The organism is Escherichia sp. UTM R2, from assembly GCF_048593455.1.
Classification (GTDB): Bacteria; Pseudomonadota; Gammaproteobacteria; order Enterobacterales; family Enterobacteriaceae; genus Escherichia; species Escherichia coli.
Genome location: NZ_JBFWDY010000002.1, coordinates 3504171 through 3521495, shown reverse-complemented (window position 1 = coordinate 3521495; position 17325 = coordinate 3504171). Strand labels below are relative to the sequence as shown.

The following is a 17325-nucleotide window of genomic DNA, read 5'->3' as shown; positions in this document are numbered from 1 at the left end:
CAGATAAGGTTGTATTAATAGTCTGTATCAGGAATGTTCGGGTTAAATATCAGCAAAAAGCCCGCATCATGAATACTGGATATGAAGCATGAGAGTTACCTCAGTGTTTATATAAGGATTCGGTCCCCCTCTCTGGAACGGTAACTCTCAATCTGATCGGTTCCTGCGTTAGTTCACATCACGACTCATTTTTTCGCTCTCACCGGCATCCCATTTGCCACAAAATATCCCGCCGTGCTCCTCGGCAGCGCTTCCTGTCCACGAATCATATCCGCTATTTTCTCGCCAATCATAATTGTCGTGGCGTTCAAATTCCCGGTGATAATCTGCGGCATAATCGACGCATCCACCACACGCAGGCCTTCTAACCCGTGTACGCGGCCTTCGCCGTCAACCACGGACATCTCGTCGTAACCCATTTTGCAGGTACCGCACGGATGGAAGGCGGTTTCGGCGTGGTTACGCACGAACTCATCGAGCTGTTCATCCGTCTGGCATTCGACACCGGGGCTGATTTCGCGGCCACGATACTGATCCAGCGCGGGTTGATGCATGATCTCGCGGGTGATGCGAATTGCGTCGCGGAACTCCTGCCAGTCCTGCTCGTGCGACATGTAGTTAAACAGAATCGCCGGATGCTGGTGCGGGTCGCGGGATTTAATCCGCACATGCCCACGGCTTGGCGAGCGCATTGAGCCGACGTGGCACTGGAAACCGTGCTCTTTCACTGCATTCGAGCCGTTATAGTTAATCGCTACTGGCAGGAAATGGTACTGAATATTCGGCCACGCAAATTCCTCACGGCTGCGAATAAATCCACCTGCTTCAAAGTGGTTGCTGGCACCAACGCCAGTGCCGCCAAACAGCCACTCCGCACCGATTTTCGGCTGGTTCCACCACTGCAGGGCAGGGTAGAGGGAAACCGGTTCTTTGCACTCATATTGCAGATACATCTCCAGATGATCCTGAAGATTTTCGCCGACGCCGGGTAATTCATGCACCAGCGGAATATCAAACTCCGCCAGCAGTTCAGCGTTGCCGACGCCGGAGCGTTGCAGGATCTGCGGTGAGGCAATCGCGCCTGCACATAACAGCACTTCTTTGTTGGCCGTTGCGCGGGTTGGGATGGTGCTGTCGCCTTCCAGCCATTCGACGCCCACCGCGCGTTTGCCGTCAAAAATGATGTGATCGGTCATAGCGTGAGTACGAATGGTCAGGTTAGGACGCGATTTGGCCTGATCGAGATAGCCACGCGCGGTGCTGGCGCGACGGCCCTGCGGCGTGACGGTGCGATCCATCGGACCAAAACCTTCCTGCTGATAACCGTTGAGATCGTCCGTGCGCGGGTAGCCCGCCTGCACGCCCGCTTCAATCATCGCTTCAAACAGCGGATTGACGCCGGGTTTGGAGGTAGTGACGCTCACCGGGCCATCACCGCCGTGATAGTCGTTTTCACCCATATCGCGAGTCTCGGCCTTGCGGTAGTAGGGCAGGCAGTCGAGGTAGCTCCAGTTCTCCAGACCGGGTTCTTGCGCCCAGTTATCGAGATCCAGCGCATTGCCACGGATGTAGCACATGCCGTTGATCAGCGACGATCCACCCAGACCTTTACCGCGTCCGCACTCCATGCGGCGGTTATTCATAAACGGTTCAGGTTCCGTTTCATAGGCCCAGTTGTAGTGTTTACCCTGTAGCGGGAATGCCAGAGCAGCGGGCATCTGGGTGCGGAAGTCAAAGCGATAGTCCGGGCCGCCCGCTTCAAGCAGCAGCACGGAGGTATTCGGATCTTCAGTCAGACGGGTAGCGAGAACGTTGCCGGCTGAGCCGGCACCAATAATGATGTAGTCAAATTGCAAATAAACCTCCTGGTTAGAATATGGACTGGAATTTAGCCATCTCAACCTGGATGGACTTCACCTGGGTGTAACTCTGGAGCGTCATCACGCCGTTCTCGCGACCAATGCCGGAGTGTTTGTAGCCGCCAACGGGCATCTCTGCCGGGGATTCGCCCCAGGTGTTGATCCAGCAAATACCCGCTTCCAGCTGATGAATGACGCGATGCGCGCGGTTCAGGTCCGCCGTCACGATGCCCGCCGCCAGGCCGTAGTCGGTATCGTTAGCGCGGCGAATGACTTCGTCTTCCGACTCGTAGGTCAGAATGGACATCACTGGCCCGAAGATCTCTTCACGCACGATGGTCATATCGTCGCTGCAATCGGTGAACACGGTCGGTGCAACCCATGCGCCGTTATCGAAGTCATCGCCTTTCAGTACATCGCCGCCGCACAGTACGCGCGCGCCTTCCTCTTTGCCTTTGACGATATAGCGCAGCACGTTATCGCGATGCGGGAAGCTGACCAGCGGGCCGAAGTTAGTTTGCGGATCGAAAACGTCGCCCGCGCGAATGCGCTCAACGCGCGCCAGAATTTTCTGCTCAAATGCGGCTTTGCATTTCGCCGGAACGAAGACGCGGGTGCCATTGGTACACACCTGACCGGAGCTGAAGAAGTTTGCCATCATGGCGATATCGGCGGCGAGATCGAGATCCGCATCGTCGAAAACGATCAGCGGCGATTTACCGCCCAGTTCCATGGTCACTTCTTTCAGGGAAGAGGCCGCCGAGTTAGCCATCACTTTTTTGCCGCTGGCGACACCGCCGGTAAATGACACTTTGGCAATGCCCGGATGCTCGGTCAGATATTGCCCGGTCTCCGCGCCCACGCCCGGCAACACGTTAAATACGCCGTCCGGCAGGCCCGCTTCGCTGTAAATTTCAGCCAGCTTTAACGCGGTAAGCGGGGTGACTTCGCTCGGTTTGAAAATCATTGCGTTGCCTGCCGCCAGCGCCGGGGCGGATTTCCACAGGGCAATCTGGATCGGGTAGTTCCATGCGCCAATCCCCGCCACCACGCCCAGCGGTTCGCGGCGGGTATAAACAAATGACGTCTCACGCAACGGGATCTGGCTGCCTTCCAGCGCCGGGATCAGCCCGGCGTAGTACTCCAGCACGTCCGCACCGGTAACGATATCGACGGTTGAGGTTTCCGAATATGCTTTTCCGGTGTCGAGGGTTTCCAGTTTTGCGAGTTCGTCATTGCGTTCACGCAGAATATCAACGGCCCGACGCAGAATACGCGAGCGTTCCATAGCGGTCATCGCCGCCCAGATTTTTTGCCCCTGTTGGGCACTCTTCACGGCGCGATCGACATCCTCACGCCCGGCGGCCTGCACGGTCGCCAGCACGTTACCGTTGGCCGGGTTAATGGTCTCGAAGGTGCGACCGCTGGTGGCGGAGGTATAACCACCATGTATATAAAGCTGCTGTTCTGCCATTCGGGACATCACGTCTCCTCGGTTAATCGGTGGGTAAATGCTGAGTAATAAAGTGACGGGTCAGCGAGTGTGCGAGAGGTTTATCCAGCGGTTTGCCGCTCAGTGCCGCGCGCAGCCATAATCCGTCAATCAGCGCGGCAAGGCCGTAGCCCGCTTCCTGTGCCTGGTGGCGCGGCAATTCGCGGCGAAACTCGCTCACCAGATTCGACAGCAAGCGGCGGCTGCTGACCTGCTGTAAACGATAGAGCATCGGCTGATGCATACTGCTGGCCCAGAACGCCAGCCAGGCTTTCATCGCCGCACTGCTCACCTGCGTTTCATCGAAGTTTCCGCCAACAATCGCCTGTAATCGCAGCTCTGCACTGCCCTGCGGAAGTGCATGTAATCGATTCAAAACCGCGTCACGCAGCTGACTGGTGATATCGCGCATGGTTGCTTCCAGCAGACCATTTTTGTCCCTGAAATAGTGGCTGATGATCCCCGTAGAAACGCCTGCACGGCGGGCGATCTGCGCGATCGTTGCATCGTGCATGCCCACTTCATTTATTGCTTCCAGTGTGGCGTCGATCAGTTGTCTGCGCCGGATCGACTGCATCCCCAATTTGGGCATTTTCGCCACTCCATTCATCAGCGGTGTTTATCTATTAAAGCGGTTATTGATTGGACGTTCAATATAAAATGTGTCTTAATTGTTACGAATTTGATTTTAAATAGTAACAATAACAGTGGGGATACTGGATGACAGACCTTTCACACAGCAGGGAAAAGGACAAAATCAATCCGGTGGTGTTTTACACCTCCGCCGGACTGATTTTGTTGTTTTCCCTGACAACGATCCTGTTTCGCGACTTCTCGGCCCTGTGGATTGGCCGCACGCTGGACTGGGTTTCTAAAACCTTCGGTTGGTACTATCTGCTGGCGGCAACGCTCTATATTGTCTTTGTGGTCTGTATCGCTTGTTCGCGTTTTGGTTCGGTGAAGCTCGGGCCAGAACAATCCAAACCGGAATTCAGCCTGCTGAGTTGGGCGGCGATGCTGTTTGCTGCCGGGATCGGTATCGACCTGATGTTCTTCTCCGTAGCCGAACCGGTAACGCAGTATATGCAGCCGCCGGAAGGCGCGGGACAGACGATTGAGGCCGCGCGTCAGGCGATGGTCTGGACGCTGTTTCACTACGGCTTAACCGGCTGGTCGATGTATGCGCTGATGGGCATGGCGCTCGGATACTTTAGCTATCGTTATAATTTGCCGCTCACCATCCGCTCGGCGCTGTACCCGATCTTCGGTAAACGGATTAACGGGCCGATAGGTCACTCAGTGGATATTGCAGCGGTGATCGGCACTATCTTCGGTATTGCCACTACGCTCGGTATCGGTGTGGTGCAGCTTAACTATGGCTTGAGCGTACTGTTTGATATTCCCGATTCGATGGCGGCGAAAGCGGCACTGATCGCCTTGTCGGTGATAATCGCCACGATCTCTGTCACCTCCGGTGTCGATAAGGGCATTCGCGTGTTATCGGAGCTTAATGTCGCGCTGGCGCTGGGATTGATCCTGTTCGTATTGTTTATGGGCGACACTTCGTTCCTGCTTAATGCACTGGTGCTGAATGTTGGCGACTATGTGAATCGCTTTATGGGCATGACGCTCAACAGTTTTGCCTTCGACCGTCCGGTTGAGTGGATGAATAACTGGACGCTCTTCTTCTGGGCATGGTGGGTGGCATGGTCGCCGTTTGTCGGCTTGTTCCTGGCGCGTATCTCGCGTGGGCGTACCATTCGCCAGTTCGTGCTGGGCACGTTGATTATTCCGTTTACCTTCACGCTGTTATGGCTCTCGGTGTTCGGCAATAGCGCGCTGTATGAAATCATCCACGGCGGCGCGGCATTTGCCGAGGAAGCGATGGTCCATCCGGAGCGCGGCTTCTACAGCCTGCTGGCGCAGTATCCGGCGTTTACCTTTAGCGCCTCCGTCGCCACCATTACTGGCCTGCTGTTTTATGTGACCTCGGCGGACTCCGGGGCGCTGGTGCTGGGGAATTTCACCTCGCAGCTTAAAGATATCAACAGCGACGCCCCCGGCTGGCTGCGCGTCTTCTGGTCGGTGGCGATTGGCCTGCTGACGCTCGGCATGCTGATGACTAACGGGATATCCGCGCTGCAAAACACCACGGTGATTATGGGGCTGCCGTTCAGCTTTGTGATCTTCTTCGTGATGGCGGGGTTGTATAAATCTCTGAAGGTAGAAGATTACCGCCGTGAAAGTGCCAACCGCGATACCGCACCGCGACCGCTGGGGCTTCAGGATCGCCTGAGCTGGAAAAAACGTCTCTCGCGCCTGATGAATTATCCGGGCACGCGTTACACTAAACAGATGATGGAGACGGTCTGTTACCCGGCAATGGAAGAAGTGGCGCAGGAGTTGCGGTTGCGCGGCGCGTACGTGGAGCTAAAAAGCCTGCCACCGGAAGAGGGACAGCAGTTGGGTCATCTGGATTTGTTGGTGCATATGGGCGAAGAGCAAAACTTTGTCTATCAGATTTGGCCGCAGCAATATTCGGTGCCGGGCTTTACCTACCGCGCACGCAGCGGTAAATCGACCTACTACCGGCTGGAAACCTTCCTGTTAGAAGGCAGCCAGGGCAACGACCTGATGGACTACAGCAAAGAGCAGGTGATCACCGATATTCTTGACCAGTACGAGCGGCACCTTAACTTTATTCATCTCCATCGTGAAGCGCCGGGCCATAGCGTGATGTTCCCGGACGCGTGATTGTTATTGCATAAAACCGCGCCATGTCTGCATATGGCGCTGTTTCTCCTACCTCTTGATACGTTATATCTATACGGTTAAGCCCTTAGTATCTATTGATGATTACCAGACAACAGATAATAAAAAAGAAAAGAACTATTGCAGCCCAAAACCTACATTTGGGCTGTTGCGAATGTTCAATAAGTTTAGTCTTATTTAATGTAAATATTGCTGATCATTTGAAATGACGCATTATTCATGAGAAATGTGTATCGTAAATCAACTGAAATTAACGCAACCATTTGTTATTTAAGGTTTAATTATCTGTGTGTGATATTTTATTGAATGTTTTAAATATTGTTTTTATTGGCATTGCTATAATATTGGTTATCATTTGCTGAATGGATTCAGTCTTAATGAGTGGGTTTTTAAGGGACAGGCATAGAGTAATGATACGTATGCATAACCAACATCTTTACTCATTATGTCATTGAATGTTGACGCTATGTGTTTATGAGGGAGAGGTATTTTCAGTTGATCTGGATTGTTAAATTCATATAATGCGCCTTTGCTCATGAATGGATGCCAGTATGTAGTGGGAAATTATAAATATTGAAATAGTCCAACTACTTCTTTATTACCAAAAATGAGTATCTGAATTTTAATATTGCATTCTTGCGTGATTATCTCCTGAGTTTGACTTGTGATTACCTTTTTAAGGTATTTAGCGTAACTGTTTTTGAGCGAGCATCAGAGGTAAAGATAATCTTCTTGATAGTGATGTGGGATGTTATACGTATGGCATCGCTGATGTTTATGGTTACCCCTTATGTGTGCTCAGGAATCGACAGGTAATCACTCATACTGAACAGCGATAAAAGATAAAGGTGTGTTCATGAATTCATGTGATTTTCGTGTTTTTCTGCAAGAGTTCGGTACAACGGTTCATTTGTCATTGCCTGGTAGCGTATCCGAGAAAGAACGACTGCTACTCAAGCTGCTGATGCAGGGAATGTCTGTAACAGAAATATCACAGTACAGAAATCGCAGTGCAAAGACAATTTCACATCAAAAGAAACAGCTCTTTGAGAAACTGGGGATTCAGAGCGATATTACTTTCTGGCGCGATATTTTCTTTCAGTACAATCCGGAGATCATATCCGCCACGGGGAGTAATAGTCACAGATATATTAATGATAATCACTATCACCATATCGTCACGCCTGAAGCCATCAGTCTGGCGTTGGAAAACCACGAATTCAAACCGTGGATCCAACCGGTTTTCTGCGCGCAGACTGGGGTACTGACGGGCTGTGAGGTGCTTGTCCGCTGGGAACATCCACAAACGGGAATTATCCCACCGGATCAGTTTATTCCTCTGGCGGAGTCATCCGGTCTTATTGTCATAATGACCCGCCAACTGATGAAACAGACTGCGGATATTCTGATGCCGGTAAAACATTTGCTGCCGGACAATTTCCATATTGGCATCAACGTCTCGGCGGGTTGTTTTTTGGCCGCGGGATTTGAAAAAGAGTGTCTGAACCTGGTTAAGAAATTAGGTAACGATAAAATCAAGCTGGTTCTCGAGCTAACGGAACGTAACCCTATTCCGGTAACGCCAGAAGCCAGAGCGATATTTGACAGCCTTCATCAGCACAACATTACCTTTGCGCTGGATGACTTTGGTACGGGTTATGCGACCTATCGTTACTTGCAGGCGTTCCCGGTCGATTTTATTAAGATCGATAAGTCATTTGTGCAAATGGCGAGTGTCGACGAAATCTCCGGTCATATTGTGGACAATATTGTCGAACTAGCGCGTAAGCCTGGTCTGAGTATCGTGGCGGAAGGGGTAGAAACCCAGGAGCAGGCGGATTTAATGATCGGTAAAGGCGTTCACTTTTTGCAGGGCTATTTGTACTCTCCGCCAGTACCGGGTAATAAATTTATCTCTGAATGGGTAATGAAAGCAGGTGGTTGATGTAAACCGCTATTCACAGCGCATCGGGAGGTTGGCAGCGATTAATTCTCCCGATGCAGTAAATCCTGATAGATCCCCGTTAATATGCCATTTGGCGCAAATTGTTTTTTAATCCACTGCGTCACCTGACCCGTAGCAGAATGCTGAGTCGCCAGTAACATGCGCGAATCCTGGCGCGGATTATGGATTTGTCGGGTAACCAGCAGGGATTGCGTCATCGCCTCACGGACCATGTAATCCGGCAAAAAACCAATTCCTTCACCTAAAATCTGGCACTGACATTTGGTGTTGAAATCTGGCACCAGAATTGACTCCTGCCCGTGCAGCAACCAGCCCACTTTTTTATTAATCGTATGCGCGGTGTCCTCCACCATAATATTAGGGTAGAGACGCAGTTGGCTTTCGGCGATGGGTTCCGGCACAAAGGCTAACGGGTGATCCGGGGCGATAGCAAAAGCCCAGCGAATCGCGCCAATTTCAGTGTAATCAATACCGCCGCCGTCCAGTAGTGTATCGGGTGCGCCGATGGCGATATTGGCTTGATTATTAATAATCGCATCCCAGACGCCGTTATACACTTCGGTGGTGACGGTAATCTGGCAGGTAGGAAACTGCTTTTTCAGCACCTGTAACAAGCGTGCGGTGTGTTTGGGCGTATAAAGCAGCTGATTAATACAAATGCGCACACGCGCTTCTATGCCCTGCGAAATAGTATCGATACTGCGTTTGATGGCATAAAAATCATTCAGCAGGTCGGTAGCTTTGCGGAAAAAATAACGCCCGGACTCCGTTAACTCAATGCTGCGGGTACTGCGAGTGAACAGCACCACATCCAGCCCCGTCTCCATACGCTTAATGGTGTAGCTAATGGCGGAAGTGGTTAAACCCAACTCTTCTGCGGCTTTACTGAAGCTGCCAAAACGCGCAGCGGTAGTAAATGCCAACAGATTCTCTTCGGTAAAAATTGAGTTCATTAAACCATTCTCGCCATTATCTACTATGAATTTCTCCAGCTATGACTGTAGAGGTATCGGTTAAAGATAGATAATCATTTTTGAATAACTTTTAATACCCGTCGCGTTTAGTCGTCGCTTCGCTTAATTTTTGTCCACCATATTCTGAAATTACCCCCACGCAGTTACCCGCCAGAAAACCCAGTAACGTCACCGTCCAGTTCATCCCGCTGGCAAAAAACAGCGTCATGCCGAGAAAGCCACCGGGAATAAAGGACAGTAACCAGAAACGCCCTTGCCAGACCACTACCGCCGAGAAGGGTACGGTAGTAATTACGCTCGCCCAGAACGCGGACAGTCCACTTACAGAGGCCAGCCAACCAGCAGTCAGCGCGGCGAAAAACGCCCACACCATCCCGGAATAATTAACCGCCAGACTTCTGATAAACCCCGATTTACCGCCGCCTGCGGCATAAAAACTGCAAAAGGCGACGAAGCCAATGGTTCCTAATAATTCCCATCCTTGAGAGAGCCCGACATGTGAAGACACTAACTGCCAAAGCCCTGCACAAATACCGACGGTGACACCCGTTGCCGTGAGTCCGTTCATCTTGTTCCCCTCTGGTTAGACATGGACGAAAGCTACTCTTACATGTGCAGACTATAGAGAAATAAAACCTGATTGAGTGAAAGGGTATCGGGTCAAAGAAACAAATATTGCACTACCGCACACTGCGAAAAGATTGTTGAATATTATTCAACAAAAAGGCGAGATACGGCGAATTAAATTTAAGCGGGTTCTTTTATCAGATTATCGTTGCTATTCTCAATTCATCGAAAACAGCCACAAAAACCAGGGGAATGTGAATGAGTATAAAAAATCTACCTGCCGACTATTTATTGGCTGCACAACAGGGTGATATCGATAAAGTAAAAACCTGCCTTGCGCTGGGTGTCGATATTAATACCTGCGATCGTCAGGGGAAAACGGCAATTACGCTGGCAAGTTTATATCAGCAATATGCTTGCGGTCAGGCATTAATTGATGCCGGAGCGGATATTAATAAGCAAGATCATACCTGTTTAAATCCTTTTTTAATTAGCTGTCTGAACGATGATTTAACGCTACTACGAATTATTTTACCGGCTAAACCCGATCTTAATTGCGTAACCCGTTTTGGCGGTGTCGGCCTGACGCCTGCCTGTGAAAAAGGCCATTTAAGTATTGTAAAAGAGCTTTTGGCGCATACGGAGATTAACGTTAACCAGACCAACCATGTAGGCTGGACGCCGCTACTGGAAGCGATTGTGCTTAATGATGGTGGTATTAAACAGCAGGCGATTGTGCAGTTATTGCTGGAACACGGTGCCAGCCCGCATCTGACCGATAAATATGGCAAAACGCCACTGGAACTGGCGCGGGAACGGGGCTTTGAAGAGATTGCGCAGTTACTGATTGCCGCAGGTGCATAAACCGGGAGGCTTGCTATCAACACACCAGAAAGACGGTGTGTGTGGGCGCTAACTGCGGATGCGGATTTTCTGGCGCAGCGGGGGCAAGGACAGGTTGAACAGGTCTTTGCCAGAGCGGTAAATATCGCACTCCCGGCTCGCCAGCAGTTGCTGACGCTGCTTTGTGAAGAGTACGACAATGCGCCAAACAGTTGTCGGTTGGCACTCACTCACTTTGATGATCTGTTCCGGCATGGTGATAAGGTTCAGTTTGACGATCAAGGTATTACGGTTGGTCAACATCTTCATATAGAGATGAGTCGTTGTCGGCGTTGGCTGTCCCCAACCTTGCAAATGACCGCTGTGAATTTTCACCTTATCGCCTGGCTACAGTGGCACGACATTATTCATCAGCACTTGGGGGAAAATGAAACCCTGTTTAATTATCGCGGCGATAATCCGTTTTATCAGGCGTTAAATAAAGAACTACATATTAAACGACGGGCAGTTATTCAGGCCGTAAACGATAAACAAAATATCGCCTCAGCGGTCGCCAGTATGATGGGGTTAGGGATTGGCCTTACGCCATCAGCCGACGATTATTTAACAGGTCTGGCGCTTATTTTATTTATTCCCGGGCATCCGGCGGAAAAATACAAAGAGGAATTTTATCTCGGTCTGCAACGCGGCAAAAATAATACCACATTATTAAGTGCCATAACGCTGGAAGCCGCATTACAACAACGCTGCCGGGAAAATATTCATCGTTTTATTCACAACATTATTTATGACATCCCTGGGAACGCAACTCAGGCAATAGAAAAAATTAAACATATTGGCTCCAGTTCCGGCTGCGACATGCTGTATGGCATGGCCGATGGTTGTGCGCTGAGCCAAACCTACGGAGGGAATTATGTCAGTTAAAATAGTCATTAAACCGAATACCTATTTTGATTCTGTCTCGCTGATGTCTATCTCCACGCGTGCAAATAAACTCGACGGCGTCGAGCAGGCATTTGTGGCGATGGCGACCGAAATGAATAAAGGCGTGCTGAAGAATTTAGGACTGCTGACGCCGGAGCTGGAGCAGGCGAAAAACGGCGACCTGATGATTGTCATCAATGGTAAATCGGGTGCGGACAACGAGCAGTTGCTGGTGGAGATTGAAGAACTGTTCAACACCAAAGCGCAAAGCGGCTCGCACGAGGCGCGTTACGCCACTATTGCCAGCGCCAAAAAGCATATCCCGGAAAGTAACCTGGCGGTGATTTCGGTCAACGGTCTGTTTGCCGCTCGCGAAGCGCGTCAGGCGCTGCAAAACGATCTCAACGTGATGCTGTTTTCCGATAACGTCTCAGTTGAAGATGAACTGGCGCTCAAGCAACTGGCCCACGAAAAAGGGCTGCTGATGATGGGGCCAGACTGCGGTACGGCGATTATTAACGGCGCGGCGCTCTGTTTTGGCAACGCCGTGCGTCGTGGCAACATCGGTATTGTTGGCGCATCTGGCACCGGCAGCCAGGAACTGAGCGTCCGCATTCATGAATTTGGTGGCGGTGTTTCACAACTGATTGGCACCGGCGGGCGCGACCTGAGCGAGAAAATCGGCGGCCTGATGATGCTCGACGCCATCGGGATGCTGGAAAACGATCCGCAAACTGAAATTATCGCACTGATTTCAAAACCTCCCGCGCCTGCGGTGGCCCGCAAAGTGCTGGAACGCGCACGTGCCTGCCGCAAGCCGGTGGTGGTCTGCTTCCTCGGTCGCGTTGAAACGCCGGTGGATGAGCAGGGGCTACAGTTTGCCCGCGGCACCAAAGAGGCGGCGCTAAAAGCGGTGATGCTCTCCGGCGTGAAACAGGAAAATCTCGACCTGCATACGCTTAACCAGCCGTTGATTGCGGATGTGCGTGCGCGTCTGCAACCGCAGCAGAAATACATTCGTGGCCTGTTCTGCGGCGGCACGTTGTGCGACGAAACCATGTTCGCGGTGATGGAAAAACATGGCGATGTCTACAGCAACATTCAGCCCGATCCGGAATTCCGCCTGAAAGATATCAACCGCAGCATCAAACACACCTTCCTCGACTTTGGCGATGACGACTTCACCAACGGCAAGCCGCATCCAATGATTGACCCCACCAACCGCATCAGTCGCTTGATCGAAGAAGCGCGCGATCCAGAAGTGGCGGTGATCGTGATGGATTTTGTGCTCGGATTTGGATCGCATGAAGATCCGGTCGGCTCCACCATCGAGGCGATCAAAGAAGCGAAAGCGATCGCCGCCGCCGAAGGACGCGAGTTGATCATTCTCGCCTATGTGCTGGGCACCGATCTCGATACGCCATCATTAGAACAACAAAGCCAGATGTTGCTTGATGCCGGAGTGATTCTGGCGAGCAGCAGCACCAATACCGGATTGCTGGCGCGTGAATTTATCTGCAAAGGGGAGGAAGCCTGATGAGCCAGTCACTGTTTAGCCAACCATTGAACGTTATTAACGTCGGCATCGCCATGTTTAGCGATGACCTGAAAAAGCAGCATGTAGAAGTGACTCAACTCGACTGGACGCCGCCGGGGCAGGGCAATATGCAGGTGGTGCAGGCGCTGGATAACATTGCCGATTCGCCGCTGGCGGACAAAATCGCCGCCGCTAACCAGCAGGCGCTGGAGCGTATTATCCAGTCGCATCCGGTGCTGATTGGTTTTGATCAGGCGATTAACGTGGTGCCGGGCATGACGGCGAAAACCATTCTTCACGCCGGGCCGCCGATCACCTGGGAAAAAATGTGCGGCGCGATGAAAGGCGCGGTCACCGGAGCGCTGGTGTTCGAAGGACTGGCGAAAGATCTCGACGAGGCGGCTGAACTGGCGGCTTCCGGGGAGATCACCTTCTCGCCGTGTCACGAGCACGACTGCGTGGGATCGATGGCGGGTGTTACCTCGGCCTCGATGTTTATGCACATCGTAAAAAACAAAACCTACGGCAACATCGCTTATACCAACATGAGCGAGCAGATGGCGAAGATTTTGCGTATGGGCGCTAACGACCAGAGCGTGATTGACCGCCTGAACTGGATGCGTGATGTGCAGGGACCAATACTGCGCGACGCGATGAAAATTATCGGCGAAATCGATCTGCGCTTAATGCTGGCGCAGGCGCTGCATATGGGCGATGAGTGCCATAACCGCAATAACGCCGGGACGACACTGCTGATTCAGGCGCTGACGCCGGGGATTATTCAGGCGGGTTATTCCGTCGAGCAACAGCGCGAAGTGTTTGAGTTTGTCGCCAGCAGCGACTACTTCTCCGGCCCGACGTGGATGGCGATGTGTAAAGCGGCGATGGATGCGGCGCATGGCATCGAATACAGCACCGTGGTCACCACCATGGCGCGTAACGGCGTCGAGTTCGGCCTGCGGGTCAGCGGCCTGCCGGGGCAATGGTTTACCGGCCCGGCGCAGCAGGTGATCGGCCCGATGTTTGCCGGTTATAAGCCGGAAGATTCGGGGCTGGATATCGGCGACAGCGCCATCACCGAAACCTACGGTATTGGCGGATTTGCTATGGCGACCGCGCCCGCTATCGTCGCGCTGGTGGGCGGCACGGTGGAAGAAGCTATTGATTTCTCCCGTCAGATGCGCGAAATCACCCTCGGTGAAAACCCCAACGTCACCATTCCGCTGCTCGGTTTTATGGGCGTGCCGTCGGCAATCGACATCACCCGCGTGGGTAGCAGCGGCATTCTGCCGGTGATCAACACCGCCATCGCCCATAAAGATGCGGGCGTCGGCATGATTGGCGCGGGCATTGTGCATCCACCTTTTGCCTGCTTCGAGAAAGCCATTCTTGGCTGGTGCGAACGTTACGGCGTCTGACCTACATGTTCATGCCGGATGCGGCGTGAACGCCTTATCCGGCCTACGAATGGCGCAAGAATCTGTAGGCCTGATAAGCGTAGCGCATCAGGCATTTGTCACCATTGCCGGATGTGGCGTGAACGCCTTATCCGGCCTACGAATGGCGCAAGAATCTGTAGGCCTGATAAGCGTAGCGCATCAGGCATTTGCCACCACTGCCGGATGCGGCGTGGACGCCTTATCCGGCCTACGAGTGGCGCGAGAATCTGTAGGCCTGATAAGCGTAGCGCATCAGGCATTTGTCACCATTGCCGGATGCGGCGTGAACGCCTTATCCGGCCTACGAGTGGCGCGAGAATTGTAGGCCTGATAAGCGTAGCGCATCAGGCAGTCTGGCGTTGGTCATAACCCCATCACCCTCTGTAGCGGACATAACAACATGAAAGAGCTTGTGGTCGTTGCCATTGGTGGCAACAGCATTATCAAAGATAACGCCAGCCAGTCGATTGAGCATCAGGCGGAGGCGGTGAAAGCCGTTGCCGATACGGTGCTGGAAATGCTGGCTTCCGATTACGACATTGTGCTGACCCACGGCAACGGGCCGCAGGTCGGGCTGGATTTACGCCGTGCGGAGATTGCCCACGAGCGCGAAGGGCTGCCCTTAACGCCGCTGGCGAACTGTGTGGCAGATACGCAGGGCGGCATCGGCTATCTGATCCAACAGGCGCTGAATAACCGGCTGGCGCGTCACGGCGAGAAGAAAGCCGTCACCGTGGTGACTCAGGTGGAAGTGGATAAAAACGATCCAGGTTTTGCCCATCCCACCAAGCCCATCGGCGCATTCTTTAGTGACAGCCAGCGTGACGAATTACAAAAGGCAAACCCTGACTGGTGTTTTGTTGAAGATGCCGGGCGGGGCTATCGCCGCGTGGTCGCCTCGCCGGAACCGAAACGTATTGTCGAAGCACCTGCCATTAAAGCGCTGATCCAACAAGGTTTTGTCGTAATTGGCGCGGGCGGCGGTGGAATTCCGGTAGTGCGTACTGACGCGGGAGATTACCAAAGCGTGGACGCGGTTATCGACAAAGATCTCTCTACCGCGCTGCTGGCCCGTGAAATTCACGCCGACATTCTTGTGATCACCACTGGCGTCGAAAAAGTGTGTATTCACTTTGGCAAACCGCAGCAGCAGGCGCTCGATCGGGTGGATATTGCCACCATGACCCGCTATATGCAGGAAGGGCATTTCCCGCCCGGCAGCATGTTGCCAAAAATCATCGCCAGCCTGACATTTTTAGAACAAGGCGGCAAAGAAGTGATTATCACCACGCCGGAATGCCTGCCTGCGGCGCTGCGCGGCGAAACGGGCACTCATATTATTAAAACGTAAGGACGTAAGATGAAAGAAAGCAATAGCCGCCGTGAATTTCTGAGCCAGAGCGGTAAGATGGTCACCGCCGCCGCGCTGTTTGGTACCTCTGTGCCGCTCGCCCATGCGGCGGTAGCTGGCACCCTAAACTGCGAAGCGAACAACACCATGAAAATCACTGACCCGCATTACTATCTCGATAACGTGCTGCTGGAAACCGGTTTTGACTACGAAAATGGCGTGGCGGTGCAGACCCGCACGGCGCGCCAGACCGTGGAGATTCAGGACGGCAAAATTGTCGCCCTGCGCGAGAACAAGCTGCATCCGGACGCCACGCTGCCGCACTATGACGCTGGCGGTAAGCTGATGCTGCCCACCACCCGCGACATGCATATTCATCTCGACAAAACCTTTTACGGCGGGCCGTGGCGCTCGCTCAATCGTCCGGCAGGCACCACCATCCAGGACATGATCAAACTCGAGCAGAAAATGCTGCCGGAACTGCAACCGTACACTCAGGAGCGGGCAGAAAAACTGATTGATTTATTGCAGTCGAAAGGCACCACCATTGCCCGCAGCCACTGCAATATCGAACCGGTTTCCGGCCTGAAAAATCTGCAAAATTTGCAGGCGGTGCTGGCGCGACGTCAGGCGGGCTTTGAGTGTGAAATCGTCGCCTTCCCGCAGCACGGTTTGCTGCTGTCGAAATCTGAACCTTTAATGCGTGAAGCGATGCAGGCGGGGGCGCATTACGTCGGCGGCCTGGACCCGACCAGTGTTGATGGCGCGATGGAAAAATCCCTCGACACCATGTTCCAGATTGCGCTGGACTACGACAAAGGCGTCGATATTCACCTGCACGAAACCACTCCGGCAGGCGTGGCAGCCATCAATTATATGGTTGAAACGGTAGAGAAAACGCCACAGCTGAAGGGCAAGCTGACCATCAGTCACGCCTTTGCGCTGGCAACGCTCAACGAGCAACAGGTAGATGAACTGGCGAACCGGATGGTGGTGCAACAAATTTCTATTGCCTCGACGGTGCCGATTGGCACGCTGCATATGCCGCTCAAACAGTTGCACGACAAAGGCGTAAAAGTGATGACTGGCACTGACAGCGTTATCGACCACTGGTCGCCTTATGGTCTGGGCGACATGCTGGAAAAAGCCAATCTGTACGCGCAGCTCTATATTCGTCCTAACGAACAGAACCTCTCCCGTTCGCTGTTTCTAGCCACTGGCGATGTATTGCCGCTGAATGAAAAAGGCGAGCGTGTATGGCCAAAAGCGCAGGATGACGCCAGCTTTGTGCTGGTGGACGCCTCCTGTTCTGCCGAGGCGGTGGCGCGTATCTCGCCGAGAACAGCAACGTTCCATAAAGGGCAACTGGTGTGGGGGAGTGTGGCAGGTTGATGCGCATTTGAAACGCCTGCAACGGTGAATAGTAAGAGATTTAAGCCCCAGGGAGTGGGGCAATCTGAATATGAGTGTGTCGGCAGAAATGGACATTATCTTTGAGGAATATGCCCTTATTGACGTTGTGTAGATAACTATTTGTCTACGTGAAAAGATCATCAGTTTTGCCGATTTTAGTCTTTTACAGATAGCAAATATCACACTTA

General features: G+C 52.5%; 15 protein-coding genes. 10 read left to right on the top strand and 5 right to left on the bottom strand.

Features of this window, described 5'->3' with window-relative positions; genetic code table 11:
- Nucleotides 1-185 precede the first annotated feature (185 nt).
- The 3 genes from betA to betI are packed head-to-tail and all read right to left on the bottom strand — an operon-like array spanning nt 186 to nt 3943.
- A complete protein-coding gene (gene betA / locus AB4H76_RS17890; protein WP_077491948.1) occupies nt 186-1856 on the bottom strand; it encodes a choline dehydrogenase in 1671 nt (556 codons plus the stop codon).
- Between the two features lie 13 nt (nt 1857-1869).
- Complete coding sequence (gene betB / locus AB4H76_RS17885) at nt 1870-3342, bottom strand: betaine-aldehyde dehydrogenase (protein ID WP_000089084.1); 1473 nt, start codon at nt 3340-3342, stop codon at nt 1870-1872.
- A 13-nt stretch (nt 3343-3355) separates the two neighbouring features.
- On the bottom strand, nt 3356-3943 hold the full coding sequence (betI, locus tag AB4H76_RS17880) for a transcriptional regulator BetI (protein ID WP_001301261.1): 588 nt from the start codon (nt 3941-3943) through the stop codon (nt 3356-3358).
- Between the two features lie 128 nt (nt 3944-4071).
- Between betI and betT the strand changes: the two genes are divergently transcribed.
- The 3 genes from betT to pdeL all read left to right on the top strand — a co-directional run bounded on the left by betT (nt 4072) and on the right by pdeL (nt 8068).
- Complete coding sequence (gene betT / locus AB4H76_RS17875) at nt 4072-6105, top strand: choline BCCT transporter BetT (RefSeq protein WP_000131044.1); 2034 nt, start codon at nt 4072-4074, stop codon at nt 6103-6105.
- A gap of 305 nt (nt 6106-6410) precedes the next feature.
- Complete coding sequence (locus AB4H76_RS17870; RefSeq protein WP_120795374.1) at nt 6411-6485, top strand: protein YahV; 75 nt, start codon at nt 6411-6413, stop codon at nt 6483-6485.
- Between the two features lie 494 nt (nt 6486-6979).
- Nucleotides 6980-8068 carry a DNA-binding transcriptional activator/c-di-GMP phosphodiesterase PdeL gene (gene pdeL, locus AB4H76_RS17865; protein ID WP_001324749.1) on the top strand — a complete coding sequence of 363 codons (1089 nt, stop codon included), beginning with the start codon at nt 6980-6982 and terminating at the stop codon, nt 8066-8068.
- Between the two features lie 41 nt (nt 8069-8109).
- Here pdeL and AB4H76_RS17860 read toward each other — a convergent pair whose 3' ends face one another.
- Both AB4H76_RS17860 and AB4H76_RS17855 read right to left on the bottom strand, forming a co-directional pair.
- Nucleotides 8110-9042: a LysR substrate-binding domain-containing protein gene (locus AB4H76_RS17860; RefSeq protein WP_001084399.1), complete on the bottom strand. Its 933-nt coding sequence runs from the start codon at nt 9040-9042 to the stop codon at nt 8110-8112.
- A 91-nt stretch (nt 9043-9133) separates the two neighbouring features.
- Nucleotides 9134-9631 (bottom strand): DUF1097 domain-containing protein, encoded by a 498-nt coding sequence (locus tag AB4H76_RS17855; RefSeq protein WP_001013892.1) that lies wholly within the window; start codon nt 9629-9631, stop codon nt 9134-9136.
- A 257-nt stretch (nt 9632-9888) separates the two neighbouring features.
- On the opposite strand from AB4H76_RS17855, the gene AB4H76_RS17850 reads away from it, so the two are divergent.
- The 7 genes from AB4H76_RS17850 (at nt 9889) to AB4H76_RS17820 (ending at nt 17116) form a co-directional block, all read left to right on the top strand.
- Complete coding sequence (locus AB4H76_RS17850; protein ID WP_077491946.1) at nt 9889-10494, top strand: ankyrin repeat domain-containing protein; 606 nt, start codon at nt 9889-9891, stop codon at nt 10492-10494.
- A 39-nt stretch (nt 10495-10533) separates the two neighbouring features.
- Entirely contained in the window at nt 10534-11397 is an 864-nt protein-coding gene (locus AB4H76_RS17845) for a DUF2877 domain-containing protein (RefSeq protein ID WP_001310582.1), read from the top strand.
- Nucleotides 11387-12934: an acyl-CoA synthetase FdrA gene (fdrA, locus tag AB4H76_RS17840; RefSeq protein ID WP_057696409.1), complete on the top strand. Its 1548-nt coding sequence runs from the start codon at nt 11387-11389 to the stop codon at nt 12932-12934. Before AB4H76_RS17845 ends, fdrA begins: the two co-directional genes overlap by 11 nt.
- Nucleotides 12934-14352, top strand: coding sequence for a DUF1116 domain-containing protein (locus AB4H76_RS17835; RefSeq protein ID WP_000083429.1), 1419 nt, complete (start codon nt 12934-12936; stop codon nt 14350-14352). The genes fdrA and AB4H76_RS17835 overlap by 1 nt, the downstream gene beginning before the upstream one ends.
- Before the next feature lie 49 nt (nt 14353-14401).
- On the top strand, nt 14402-14698 hold the full coding sequence (locus AB4H76_RS17830) for a protein YahH (RefSeq protein WP_001295687.1): 297 nt from the start codon (nt 14402-14404) through the stop codon (nt 14696-14698).
- A gap of 75 nt (nt 14699-14773) precedes the next feature.
- Nucleotides 14774-15724, top strand: a complete 951-nt coding sequence (locus tag AB4H76_RS17825) for a carbamate kinase family protein (protein ID WP_000661619.1) — start codon at nt 14774-14776, stop codon at nt 15722-15724.
- A gap of 9 nt (nt 15725-15733) precedes the next feature.
- Nucleotides 15734-17116 (top strand): amidohydrolase family protein, encoded by a 1383-nt coding sequence (locus AB4H76_RS17820; protein WP_000665120.1) that lies wholly within the window; start codon nt 15734-15736, stop codon nt 17114-17116.
- Nucleotides 17117-17325 lie beyond the last annotated feature (209 nt).